The sequence below is a fragment of the Pseudomonas sp. ANT_H12B genome (assembly GCF_008369325.1).
Lineage (GTDB): Bacteria > Pseudomonadota > Gammaproteobacteria > Pseudomonadales > Pseudomonadaceae > Aquipseudomonas.
Window position 1 is genome coordinate 310,369 of the sequence record NZ_VOBI01000001.1, and the last position, 11,824, is coordinate 322,192.

General features: G+C 58.5%; 12 protein-coding genes. 10 read left to right on the forward strand and 2 right to left on the reverse strand.

Annotated features, from left to right (window positions below):
* Positions 1–88 precede the first annotated feature (88 nt).
* The 3 genes from FQ185_RS01460 to lldD all read left to right on the forward strand — a co-directional run bounded on the left by FQ185_RS01460 (position 89) and on the right by lldD (position 5,179).
* Complete coding sequence (locus FQ185_RS01460) at positions 89–1,738, forward strand: GMC family oxidoreductase (protein WP_149415899.1); 1,650 nt, start codon at positions 89–91, stop codon at positions 1,736–1,738.
* Positions 1,739–1,818: 80 nt separating this feature from the next.
* Entirely contained in the window at positions 1,819–3,441 is a 1,623-nt protein-coding gene (locus FQ185_RS01465) for an MFS transporter (protein ID WP_149415900.1), read from the forward strand.
* Positions 3,442–4,036: 595 nt separating this feature from the next.
* Positions 4,037–5,179 carry an FMN-dependent L-lactate dehydrogenase LldD gene (lldD, locus tag FQ185_RS01475; protein WP_149415902.1) on the forward strand — a complete coding sequence of 381 codons (1,143 nt, stop codon included), beginning with the start codon at positions 4,037–4,039 and terminating at the stop codon, positions 5,177–5,179.
* Between the two features lie 120 nt (positions 5,180–5,299).
* On the opposite strand, the gene FQ185_RS01480 is transcribed toward lldD, so the two are convergent.
* Positions 5,300–5,665, reverse strand: a complete 366-nt coding sequence (locus FQ185_RS01480; protein WP_149415903.1) for a DUF427 domain-containing protein — start codon at positions 5,663–5,665, stop codon at positions 5,300–5,302.
* 230 nt (positions 5,666–5,895) lie between these two features.
* Between FQ185_RS01480 and FQ185_RS01485 the strand changes: the two genes are divergently transcribed.
* From FQ185_RS01485 to FQ185_RS01510, 7 genes are all read left to right on the forward strand, one after another.
* Positions 5,896–6,225, forward strand: a complete 330-nt coding sequence (locus FQ185_RS01485; protein WP_149415904.1) for a DHCW motif cupin fold protein — start codon at positions 5,896–5,898, stop codon at positions 6,223–6,225.
* A gap of 164 nt (positions 6,226–6,389) precedes the next feature.
* Positions 6,390–8,339, forward strand: a complete 1,950-nt coding sequence (locus tag FQ185_RS01490) for a DNA topoisomerase III (RefSeq protein WP_149415905.1) — start codon at positions 6,390–6,392, stop codon at positions 8,337–8,339.
* Positions 8,340–8,417: 78 nt separating this feature from the next.
* On the forward strand, positions 8,418–9,047 hold the full coding sequence (locus FQ185_RS01495; RefSeq protein WP_149415906.1) for a glutathione S-transferase family protein: 630 nt from the start codon (positions 8,418–8,420) through the stop codon (positions 9,045–9,047).
* A 49-nt stretch (positions 9,048–9,096) separates the two neighbouring features.
* Positions 9,097–9,600, forward strand: a complete 504-nt coding sequence (locus FQ185_RS01500; protein WP_149415907.1) for a GNAT family N-acetyltransferase — start codon at positions 9,097–9,099, stop codon at positions 9,598–9,600.
* Positions 9,601–9,744: 144 nt separating this feature from the next.
* Positions 9,745–9,897, forward strand: coding sequence for a hypothetical protein (locus FQ185_RS30125; RefSeq protein WP_007946257.1), 153 nt, complete (start codon positions 9,745–9,747; stop codon positions 9,895–9,897).
* 221 nt (positions 9,898–10,118) lie between these two features.
* Positions 10,119–10,448, forward strand: a complete 330-nt coding sequence (locus tag FQ185_RS01505; RefSeq protein WP_149415908.1) for a hypothetical protein — start codon at positions 10,119–10,121, stop codon at positions 10,446–10,448.
* Between the two features lie 136 nt (positions 10,449–10,584).
* Positions 10,585–10,887, forward strand: coding sequence for a hypothetical protein (locus FQ185_RS01510; RefSeq protein ID WP_149415909.1), 303 nt, complete (start codon positions 10,585–10,587; stop codon positions 10,885–10,887).
* On the opposite strand, the gene cynR is transcribed toward FQ185_RS01510, so the two are convergent.
* Complete coding sequence (gene cynR / locus FQ185_RS01515) at positions 10,888–11,778, reverse strand: transcriptional regulator CynR (protein ID WP_149415910.1); 891 nt, start codon at positions 11,776–11,778, stop codon at positions 10,888–10,890.
* Positions 11,779–11,824 lie beyond the last annotated feature (46 nt).

Below are 11,824 nucleotides of genomic sequence, written 5' to 3' on the forward strand. Positions count from 1 at the left end.
CACAGCGGCTGCGCAAAAACTAACATTCTTTTGACGAAAGCTAACAACTAGGATGTCCGACAACAAGAACAACAACACGAGGTCAAGGATGCAGACTTCCCTTGATGAATACGACTACATCGTGGTCGGTGCCGGACCGGCCGGTTGTTTGCTGGCCAATCGACTGTCGGCCAACCCGCAACACCGGGTATTGCTGCTCGAAGCCGGCGGCCGCGACAACTATGCGTGGATTCACATCCCCGTGGGTTACCTGTTCTGCATCGGCAACCCGCGCACCGACTGGTGCTTCAAGACCGAAGCGCAACCCGGCCTGCAAGGTCGCGCCTTGAGCTACCCGCGAGGCAAAGTGCTCGGCGGCTGCTCCTCGATCAACGGCATGATCTACATGCGTGGCCAGGCGGGCGACTACGACAGCTGGGCGGCGGACGGTAATCCCGGCTGGAGCTGGAACGACGTGCTGCCGCTGTTCAAGAAAAGCGAAAACCACTTTGCCGGCGACTCGGCGTTTCACGGCGCTGCCGGGGAATGGCGGATCGAGCGTCAGCGGCTGTCGTGGCCGATTCTCGATGCCTTCCAAAAGGCTGCCGAGCAAAGCGGTATCGCCAGCATCGATGACTTCAACCAGGGCGATAACGAAGGCTGCGGCTACTTTCAGGTCAATCAGAAGGCCGGGATCCGCTGGAACGCCGCCAAGGCGTTTCTCAAACCGATCCGCCATCGGCCCAATCTCACTGTACTGACCGACGTCGAAGTCGATCGCGTACTGCTGGAAAACGCTCGCGCCTCAGCGGTCAGCGCGCGTTGGCAAGGTCAGGCGAAAACCTTCAAGGCGCGCAAGGAAATCGTTCTGTGTGCCGGCTCTGTCGGTTCCCCGAGCATCCTGCAACGCTCCGGGATCGGCCCTCGCCCGCTGCTGCAACGCCTGGGAATCGGCGTTGCCCATGAACTGCCCGGCGTGGGTGGCAATCTGCAGGATCACCTGCAACTGCGGATGATCTACAAGCTGGAAAACGCCCGCACCCTCAATCAAATCGCCGGCAGCCTGTGGGGCAAGATGGGGATGGGCTTGCGTTACCTGTATGACCGCAGCGGTCCGTTGTCCATGGCACCGAGTCAATTAGGAGCGTTTGCCCGATCGGGACCGGAACAGACGTCGGCGAATCTTGAGTACCACGTTCAACCGCTGTCGCTGGAGCGTTTCGGCGAGCCGTTGCATGCGTTCCCGGCGTTCACTGCATCGGTTTGCGATCTACGGCCGCAAAGCCGTGGTCGGGTGGAGATTCGCTCTACCGATCCGCAGGAAGCGCCGCTGATTCAACCCAATTATTTGAGCCATCCAGAAGATTTGCGAGTGGCCGCGGACGCCATTCGCCTGACCCGCCGTATCGTCACCGCGCCAGCCTTGCAAGCGTTCAAACCGGTTGAATATCTGCCCGGAGACAGCTTGCAGACTGAAGAGCAATTGCACGAAGCAGCCGCCCGGATCGGTACAACGATTTTCCACCCGGTCGGCACCTGCCGCATGGGCAATGACGCGGACGCCGTGGTCGATGCGCAACTTAAAGTCCACGGCATTCCCGGCTTGCGCATCGCCGATGCCTCGATCATGCCGCGCATTACTTCGGGCAATACTTGCTCGCCTACGCTGATGATTGCCGAGAAAGCCGCGCAATTGATCCTGGAAACACCCACAAGGAGTTTTGCACCCGACGAAAAAGCACTGACCGCAGTCTCTTGAGCAAAGGAATAGCGGCGCCAGCCCACAAGGCCGGTGCCGACAGTGGAACAAAAAAAACAATCACTGTGAGGGATACCGATATGTCAGAACATGTTCAACCTCTGGAAGTCGCGCGCACCGCGAGCACCAGCCGCGAAACCCAGAAAGTCATCTTCGCCTCGTCACTCGGGACGGTGTTCGAGTGGTACGACTTTTTCCTCTACGGCGCGCTCGCGGCGGTGATCAGCAAACAGTTTTTCGCCGGGGTCAACGACACCACGGCGTTCATCTTTGCGCTGATGGCCTTCGCTGCCGGCTTCATCGTGCGGCCATTCGGCGCCCTGGTGTTCGGCCGGCTGGGGGACATGATCGGGCGCAAATACACCTTCCTCGCAACCATCGTCCTTATGGGCGTAGCGACCTTCTGCGTCGGGTTGTTGCCGACTTACGCCAGCATCGGTATTGCGGCGCCAATCATCCTTGTGGTGCTGCGCATGCTTCAAGGCCTGGCCCTGGGCGGTGAATACGGCGGCGCGGCCACCTATGTCGCGGAACACGCGCCGATGGGTAAACGTGGCTTCCACACCAGCTGGATTCAGTCCACCGCGACCCTCGGTTTGCTGCTGTCGCTGCTGGTGGTACTCGGTTGCCGCTACTTCACCGGTGACCAGTTCGAAGTCTGGGGCTGGCGGATTCCGTTTCTGTTTTCGATCATTCTGCTGGGCATTTCGACCTGGATTCGCATGAGCCTGCACGAGTCGCCGGCCTTCGTGAAAATGAAAGAAGAAGGCAAGCTCTGCAAGTCGCCGCTGCGCGATTCGTTCGGCAAATGGGAAAACCTCAAAGTCGTACTGATCGCCCTGTTCAGCATCAACGCCGGGCAAGCGGTGACCTTCTACGCGGCACAGTTCTACGTGCTGTTCTTCCTTACCCAGTTCCTGAAAATGGACCCGGCCCTGGCCAACAGCCTGTTGATCGTCAGCGTGATCATCGGCGCGCCGTTCTTCATTTTCTTCGGCTGGCTGTCGGATAAAGTCGGGCGCAAACCGGTGCTGATGATCGGCCTGCTGCTGGCGACTGCACTGTACTTCCCGATCTTCAAGTCCATCGCCCACTACGCCAACCCGGCCATTGACCAGGCCAGCCGTCAGGCACCGATCACCGTGCTGGCGGACCCGGCCACCTGCACCTTCCAGTTCGACCCGGTGGGCAAGGCGAAATTTGATAGCCCTTGCGACAAGGTCAAGACGTTCCTGGTCAAACAAGGCTTGCCTTACAGCAGCGAAGCGGCCCCGGCCGGCAGCGCCGTGCAGGTGAGCGTCGGTGAAGTGAAACTCGATGGTTACGATGAAGCGGCTCTGCGTGGCGCCGTGACATTGGCGGGGTATCCGTCACAAGCCGATACGCAACAGGTCAACAAGACCATGATCGTGGTGCTGATGGTAGCGCTGATCATCATTTCGGCCATGTGCTATGGCCCGCTGGCAGCGCTGATGGTCGAACTGTTCCCGACCCGCATTCGCTACACCTCGATGTCCCTGCCCTACCACATCGGCAACGGCTGGTTTGGTGGGTTCCTGCCGACGGTGTCGTTTGCCTTGGTGGTTTATACCGGGGATATCTTCTACGGGCTCTGGTACCCGGTGCTGATTACCGGGGTGAGCCTGGTGGTGGGGATGATTTGTTTGCGTGAGACGAAGAACGTGGATCTGGATACCAACTGACGTCAATCTTAAACGTGTTGTTGGGTGGGTAGGCGATTGGGGGTATATCCGTTGCTGCGGTAACGGCGGCTATCGGTTCCGCTTTTACAGCGGGCCACTTGGAAAAGCCCCCAGTATCCAAGGGCTTTTGCCCTTTTCGTTCGGTGCCTCGCCATGGCTCGGCATGCCCTCGCTCCGGTCCTGCTCCTTGGGCCCGCCGCCATCGGCCATCCATGGCCGGGGGCGGCCTACCGGCCGGCCTGATTTCGGGTTTGTGTACACCATCAAAAACCAAGTCCACTGACACTAAGCCTTCGCGAGCAGGCTCGCTCCCACAAGGGTTCCAGGATATTCCCGCAAAAACGGGTCGGCTATCAGGCCGCCATCGCAGGCAAGCCAGCTCCCACAATTTTGTCAGCGTCCATCTGCAAAAACAGGTCGACTGTAAGGCTGCCATCCAAGGCAAGCCAACTCCTACACTGGTTTCGGCGAAACATCCGCAAGACCAATCCACCATCCATTTTCTGAAGCAAACAGAATTACCGCAAACGCAGGCCGTTTTCGCTACTCTGACACCACGCAACCATCGCCCCGCCACTCACCCGACCGAGGCTCCATGATCATTTCATCCGCATCCGATTATCGAGAGGCCGCCCGCCGCAAACTTCCCCGTTTCCTGTTTGATTACATTGACGGGGGCGCCTACGCAGAACACACGCTGAGGGCCAACAGCGCCGACCTGACGGGCATCAGCCTGCGCCAACGCATTCTGAAAAACGTCGAAACCCTGAGCCTTGAAACCACCCTATTCAATCAACCTCTTTCAATGCCCATCGTATTGGCGCCGGTAGGCCTGACGGGCATGTTCGCCCGTCGTGGTGAAGTGCAGGCGGTGAAAGCGGCGGAAAACAAAGGCATCCCCCTGTGCCTGTCAACGGTATCGGTGTGCTCGATCGAGGAGGTGGCGAGCCAAAGCCAACAGTCCATCTGGTTTCAGCTGTATGTGTTGAAGGACCGGGGCTTCATGAAAAACGCACTGGAACGTGCGGCCGCCGCCGGGGTGAAGAACCTGGTGTTTACCGTGGACATGCCCACGCCCGGCGCCCGCTACCGGGACGCTCATTCGGGCATGTCAGGTCCCTTTGCATCATCACGGCGAATGCTTCAGGCCATCACCAAACCCGATTGGGCCTTCAACGTCGGCCTCATGGGGCGTCCACACGACCTTGGGAATATATCGAAGTACCTTGGCAAAGCCGTCACGCTCGAAGACTACATGGGCTGGCTGGCCAACAACTTCGACCCTTCGATCAGCTGGAGCGATCTGGAGTGGATTCGTGAGTTCTGGAAAGGCCCGATGATCATCAAAGGCATTCTCGATCCGCAGGATGCCAGGGACGCGGTGAGTTTTGGCGCGGATGGGATTGTCGTGTCGAACCACGGCGGGAGGCAACTGGATGGCGTGCTCTCCACAACCAAGGCATTGCCGCCCATCATGCAGGCCATCGGGGATGATCTGACAGTGCTGGTCGACTCGGGCATCCGCTCGGGGCTTGATGTCGTACGGATGTTGGCGCTGGGCGCGAAAGGGGTATTGCTGGGGCGTTCCATGGCCTATGCGCTGGCCGCCGATGGTCAACGCGGGGTGGAAAACATGCTGGATATTTTCGCCAGGGAAATGCGCGTGGCCATGACCCTGACCGGGGTGACCTCGATTAGTCAGATTGATGAATCCACGCTGGTCGAAGCTGTTCGATGAACTGCACAGGCACATCGAGATGACAGGATGGGCAAGCTCTGCGACCCTTTCCGGAGTTGGAACGCGGAGCATCCCTTGAGGCATTCCCACGCAGAGCGTGGGAATGATCAAAGTGACAAATCAAACGTCTTTAAGCACCTCAAACGTCACTTGATCCGGGTAGAACGCCACGTATTCACGAATCTGCGCTACCGACACCTTGGGGTTCTCATAACTCCATACCGCGTTGGCGCCTTCATGCCCCGGGATTTGTAAGCTGAAATAGCTGGCATCGCCTTTGTACGGGCAGTAACTGGTGTGATCGGTGCGGGCATAGTACTTCTCGTCGATGTCTTCCCGCGGGACGTAGTACACCGGAGGGTAATTGGCCTCCAAAAGCACCAGCGCGCGCGCGGAAGCGGCCACCTGAATACCGTGAAACTTCACCAGCAGGCAGCCGGGTTGCTCTGCAATGGTGATGACAGGGCTGGGGCCGGAGCTTTTCATGGAATACGTTCCTCATGACGGTGATGGACCTGTAGGAGCAAGCTTGCCCGCGATAGGCTGCTCAGCAGCCCTGAAACCTGAGACCACGATTTATCAGGTATAACCCAAGTTTCGCAATCACGACGGCTTCGCAGCCGAACGGAAGCCACTGCCCTTTGTGATGCCAGCAAATACCGTCATCAGCTACAGTGCTCTACCTCGCTACAACAGATCATCCCCTGGAGCGCAAAATGGACATTGCAAACATTCCCTTCGGCACCACCGACTGGTCGCAAATCGAACCCACCGAACACCCGGGCGAAATCGGCAGCGCCCTTTGGCGCACCCAACGGTTCGGGGCGATTCGTGTGCGCATAGTCGAATACACCCCGGGGTACCTGGCGGATCACTGGTGTTCGAAGGGCCATGTACTGTTTTGCCTTGAAGGGGAACTGCGCACCGAGCTGGAGGATGGTCGTCAGTTCGTACTCAAACCCGGCATGAGTTATCAGGTTGCGGACAATGCCGAAGCACATCGCTCTTCCACCACCCTGGGTGCCAGGTTGTTTGTGGTGGATTAAGGTCAGCACCTTGGGTCAGGAACAAGATACCGCTCTGACGCCGCATTCGTCGCCCGTCATCATCGGCAATCTTTTATCTGTATATCCATACAGATAAAGGTTGCTCCAATCTAATTCCCTGCGCATTCTGTTCACCTCTTCAAACCGACTGAACGATGGTGGTTATGCGGCTGTACCTCTGTGAAAAACCTTCCCAGGCCAAAGACATTGCGGCAGTGCTCGGCGCCAAGCGTCGCAGCGACGGTTGCTGGTTGGGAACGGACGTCACGGTGACCTGGTGCATCGGCCATCTTCTGGAAACGGCACCGCCAGATGCCTATGACGCGCGCTACAAGCGTTGGGTGCTGGCGGATCTGCCGATCATTCCAGAGAAGTGGAAGATGATGGTCAAACCGCGTACTGCCAGCCAGTACAAGGCGGTCAAACGCTTGCTCGGCGAGGCCGATGAACTGGTGATCGCCACCGACGCCGACCGTGAGGGTGAGATGATCGCCCGGGAATTGGTGGAACATTGCCGATATCGAGGGCCGATCCAACGGCTTTGGCTGTCGGCGCTGGACGACGCCTCTATTCGCAAAGCCCTCGCCGCGCTCAAACCCGGGGCCGAGACCTTCAGCCTTTATCATTCGGCACTGGGACGTTCCCGGGCTGACTGGCTGATCGGCATGAACATGAGTCGGCTGTTCACGCTGCTGGGGCGACAGTCCGGTTATCAGGGGGTTTTGCCGGTCGGACGGGTGCAAACACCGACCCTGCGCCTGGTCGTGGATCGCGATCGCAGCATTGCCGATTTCGTGCCGGTCGCCTACTGGGCCATCGATGTGCAACTGCTTGCGGACGGCACCGCATTCACCGCCCAGTGGCGAGCGGCATCCGAAGTTTGCGACGACCAGGATCGCTGCCTGAATCAGGCACTGGCACAAAAAGCAGCGGCGGCTATTGGCAACGCGGCGAACGCCCGGGTGATCAAATTGCGGACCGAGCGAATGCGCGAAGTCGCACCCCTTCCGTTCGACCTCGGTACCTTGCAGGAAGTCTGCTCGAAGAAACTCGGGCTCGGTGCCCAGGAAACCCTCGATATTGCCCAGGCGCTCTACGAAACCCACAAAGTCATCACCTACCCTCGCAGCGACTGCGGCTACCTGCCCGTGAGTCAACATAGCGAAGCGCCGAGCATTCTGGCGGCGCTGAGGCAGGCCGATCCGGCCCTGAACACCTTGAATGATCACTTGGAGCCCCAGCGCCGTTCCCGGGCCTGGAATGACGCCAAGGTCAGCGCTCACCACGGCATCATCCCCACCGCAGCGGCGAAAAACCTCGATCGACTGGTGGGCAAGCAGCGGGCGGTCTACACCTTGATCCGTGCGCGTTATCTGGCGCAGTTTCTGCCCAATCATGAATACGACCGAACCCAGGCCGACTTCGACTGTGCTGGCGAAGCCTTGCGCGCCGTCGGCAAGCAGATCGTCGAGCCCGGCTGGAAACGCGCCCTGCCCGAGGCACTGGCCCCGGCCAAGGGCCGCGAAGCACCGGCGCCGCAAACGCTGCCAGCTTTGGCCGAGGGGCTTGATTGCGCGGTGGCCGACGTGAAGCTCAAGGACCTCTGGACGCAACCGCCCAAACCGTTCACCGAAGGCGATCTGATCAAGGCAATGAAGAACGTTGCCAAACTGGTGGAAGACCCACTGCTCAAGCAAAAGCTCAAGGACACCACCGGCATTGGCACCGAAGCGACCCGTGCCTCGATCATTCAAGGTCTGCTAGACCGCGGTTACCTGATCAAGAACGGCAAGGCACTGGCCGCGACCCCCGCGGCTTTCAGCCTGATCGACGCAGTGCCGCGCGCCATCGCCGATCCGGGGACCACGGCCATCTGGGAGCAGGCGCTGGACATGGTGCAGAGCGGGGAAATGAGCCTGGAAGAATTCGTCACCAAACAGGCCGCGTGGATGAGCAAACAGGTCGCCCGCTGCGCCGGCCTGAGCCTGACCATCAGCGGACCAGCAAGCCCGGCCGGTCGCGGCGCCACACCATGGAAGAACAAACGAAAACCGGTCAAGAGCAAGCCATCGACCGCAACAAGGCGCGCCGCGAAACCGGCGTGCAAGGCTTGACGGCACTTCTAGCAGACCAAAAGGGTCTAGTGTTCTTCAAGCCCGGCGACAGTTCCAATTTCTGAAAAGGCATCGATCATGATTATCGTGCACCACCTGAATAACTCGCGGTCCCAGCGGATTCTCTGGCTGCTGGAAGAACTGGCCATACCTTATGAGCTGAAACTCTATCAGCGCGACCCGAAGACCAACCTGGCACCGCCGGAACTGAAGGCGATCAATGCCCTGGGCAAATCGCCGGTCATTGAAGACGGCGCGCAGAAACTGATTGAGTCCTCCGCGATCATCGACTATCTGATTCGTCGTCATGGCCGCAATCGCCTGCAACCCGATCCGTCCACCCCCGCCTACGATGACTACGTGCAGTGGCTGCACTTCGCCGAAGGTTCAGCCATGTTGCCGATGATGCTCGACCTGTACGTGGGGCGTCTCGGTGAAGCCGGCGCGCCGTTGCATCCGCGGATCAATTCGGAAGTCGCCAACTACCTGAGCTACCTCGATGCGGCACTGAGCCAGTCCCATTACCTGCTTGGCGATGAATTCAGCGCCGCCGACATCCAGATGAGCTTTATCGGCGAGATCGCCAGAGCCCAGGGCAAGCTCGGCAACTATCCTCATATAGCGGCGTGGATCGGGCGCTTCCAGGCTCGCCCGGCTTATCAAGCCGCGCTGAAAACGGGTGGCACATACGATTTCGCGCCGCACTGAGTGATCACGCCATGGCCACGGATGGCCTGCGCATCAGGAGCCAGCCAGAATGCCTTCGATAGAACTTCACGCCGCACAGCGTGACGAACTGGAAACCATCGAAAACCTGTTGCAGTTCTACATGTACGACTTCAGCGAGTGGCTGCCGCTGAAACTCGATGAGCATGGGTTCTTCAGCGCCCAGCCTAAACCGGACTACTGGCGCAAACCGGCAACCAGACCGTTTCTGATCAAGGTCGATGGAGAATTGGCCGGTTTCGCGACCGTGGATGACGAAACTCATATCGACGGTGCGGAGCACAACATCGGCTACTTTTTTGTCAGCCGGCGCTTCCGTGGCCAAGGCATCGCGAAATTTGTCGTTTCCACCCTCTTGAGCCGATTCCCCGGTCAATGGCAAATTTTCCACATTGACGCAAACCAGCCTGCGCGGCTGTTCTGGGCCAGAGTAATGCCTGAGCTCACCGGTGGCGAGTTCACCCGGCATCAGCTGCCGGTAGAGGGTTATCCCTGCACCTTTTACCGCTTCCAAACCTCTCAGCCGTCGTCCTGACCGGCGCTCTCAAATCCAGCTTTTTAATTCCAAACAGCTTTGCAGGACAATATGTAGTGCCTAAAAATAATCACTACAAAACGTTGACGCGTCCGATTTTGACTTGCATGATGCAGACATCTCCCCGATCGGGAGACAGGCAACATGTTTGAGCAAGCTCGTCTGACCGCCGAGCTGTTTTTCCCGGATACACGCTGCCCACAAGGCAGATTGAAGAAGCTGACCTGGCCTGAACGTCCAGTACAAGGACGAGAAGCGCTGGCGATCAATCCTCATGAAGCTTGTGGCCGACCCTGAAAACATCGGCAGTGGCCTCCAGGTTTTCGCCGCTTCTCTTCGTTGTGACGCTATTGCGTAGCAGTTATTCAACACGACTACATGCAGCAGACGCGGGGCCCCGCCAAATTGGCGGCCGACCGCTGACGTCCTGGTTTCGGTGCCAGGGATCAACTAACCGATGGGCTACCTGTATTAGCGAATCAACTTTGAAAGATCACCAAATGGTCAAGGGGCTTAATATGAATCTGAACAATCAACCTACTATCGATGAACTGGCTCGTATCTTCGCTGCGCAAAAAGATAGCCACGACAGCCATATCCTGTGGATCAGCAAATCGGGCCAGGTTCATATCGACTGCCTGTCACCCCACGCCCATGAAGCAGAGTTCGACAAGAACAACCAGAACCTGCTCGCCCGACTGAAGATGTACCGTCGTGGCCAGGGTTATGTCGGCAAGAAAGCCGCGGCTGACAAGGACTTCATCGGCAATGTTCTGCAAACGCTGAAACAGGCGTGGGCCTCGATGCAGAACCCGAACGAAGTTCGGGTGATTGACCGGTTCTACTGATTCCCCCCAGCGGTTTTATCCCATCCCACAATAAGAAGGCCCCGCTCGTATTATCGAGCGGGGCCTTTTTGTTTGTCTCGTACTCAGCAAACAAAGCTATCGTTAACCGTATGCGTGGTGGCCCGGGAGACTTGCGATGAAAATAGTCCTGACATGGATACTGTTACTGGTGATGGCAAACGCTGCACATGCCAACAGTCTGACCGGCATGCCCTCATTCATTGTGGAGTGCCCCGGAAAACTCCTCGTCCAGGCCGATCAGGACGGGCCGGTGTTGATCAACAGCAAAGAAGCCGAAACCAAAGCCATCAGCGATCGCAAGTTCGAAGCGAAAGGTGCGGGCGTCACACTCTCGATTCTCCTCGCCGATGACGACTCGGTGGCCGTGAGCTCCACGGGCAAGGCGCCCAATGGTGTGTGCCAGTCAGTGGATGACTGACTACGTTGACTCGACCGCAGTCGCACCTAGCGCCAGGTCCATAAAGGCCAGCGACGCCGCGCTGTGATAGTTGTTTTTGCGCCGAAGCAGCGCAGCCCCCCGTTTGGGCGCCTCCCCCAGCAACGGAATTTTACGCAGTGCGCGGTCCTGGGTGGCGATGGGTTCCGGCAGGATGGTAGCAATGGCCGTGTGCCGAATGACTTCCAGCAAGGTGCTCACCGAATTGACCTCGATCACCACCTTCGGCGTGATCTGTTCCTGGGCAAAGTACTCATTGATGCGGGTGCGGGTCACGAAGTCCTGGGCCAGCAGCGCAAATTCCAGCTGCGCCACTTCTTGCGCAGACAACGCGACCTGGCTTTCGTACAGCGGGTGATCGCGCCCCACCATCACCCCCAATGTCTCGGTAAACGCCGGGATCGACTCGATGTCGGTATTTCTGACTTGGGTAAACGCGATGGCGATGTCCAGTGAGTCATCTACCAGCCCGGCCTCGATGTCGTCCATCGACAACTCGAAAATCTGCAGATGGATGTTCGGAAACCGAGCCACGTAATCGCGCACCAGCGGTCCCACCAGATACGCCATAAACGTTGGCGTCATCGCCAGTCGCAAAGTGCCGCGAGACAAATCCTTCACGTCATGCAACGCACGTTTGCCAGCCTCCAGTTCCACCAACACCCGACGGGCGCATTCGATGTAGGCCTCACCCGCATCGGTCGGCTTGACCGTGCGCGAGGTTCGGTCGAACAGGCTGACACCCAAGGATTCTTCAAGCTGCCGAATTTGTTGGGACAGGGTCGGCTGGGAAACGTGCAGCGCCTCCGCAGCGCGGGTGAAACCGCCGTGGTCGACGACCGCCAGCAGATAGCGCAAATGTCGTAACAGCATGGGCTCACCATCTATAGGCTGTACTTATGCGCTGCATTGTATATGG

Excerpts from the sequence above, each read along its gene's own strand:
- FQ185_RS01465 (WP_149415900.1), top strand. The coding sequence starts at position 1,819 with ATGTCAGAACATGTTCAACCTCTGGAAGTCGCGCGCACCGCGAGCACC.
- cynR (WP_149415910.1), bottom strand. The coding sequence starts at position 11,778 with ATGCTGTTACGACATTTGCGCTATCTGCTGGCGGTCGTCGACCACGGC.
- FQ185_RS01495 (WP_149415906.1), top strand. The coding sequence starts at position 8,418 with ATGATTATCGTGCACCACCTGAATAACTCGCGGTCCCAGCGGATTCTC.
- FQ185_RS01480 (WP_149415903.1), bottom strand. The coding sequence starts at position 5,665 with ATGAAAAGCTCCGGCCCCAGCCCTGTCATCACCATTGCAGAGCAACCC.
- FQ185_RS01500 (WP_149415907.1), top strand. The coding sequence starts at position 9,097 with ATGCCTTCGATAGAACTTCACGCCGCACAGCGTGACGAACTGGAAACC.
- lldD (WP_149415902.1), top strand. The coding sequence starts at position 4,037 with ATGATCATTTCATCCGCATCCGATTATCGAGAGGCCGCCCGCCGCAAA.
- FQ185_RS01510 (WP_149415909.1), top strand. The coding sequence starts at position 10,585 with ATGAAAATAGTCCTGACATGGATACTGTTACTGGTGATGGCAAACGCT.
- FQ185_RS01490 (WP_149415905.1), top strand. The coding sequence starts at position 6,390 with ATGCGGCTGTACCTCTGTGAAAAACCTTCCCAGGCCAAAGACATTGCG.
- FQ185_RS30125 (WP_007946257.1), top strand. The coding sequence starts at position 9,745 with ATGTTTGAGCAAGCTCGTCTGACCGCCGAGCTGTTTTTCCCGGATACA.
- FQ185_RS01485 (WP_149415904.1), top strand. The coding sequence starts at position 5,896 with ATGGACATTGCAAACATTCCCTTCGGCACCACCGACTGGTCGCAAATC.
- FQ185_RS01460 (WP_149415899.1), top strand. The coding sequence starts at position 89 with ATGCAGACTTCCCTTGATGAATACGACTACATCGTGGTCGGTGCCGGA.
- FQ185_RS01505 (WP_149415908.1), top strand. The coding sequence starts at position 10,119 with ATGAATCTGAACAATCAACCTACTATCGATGAACTGGCTCGTATCTTC.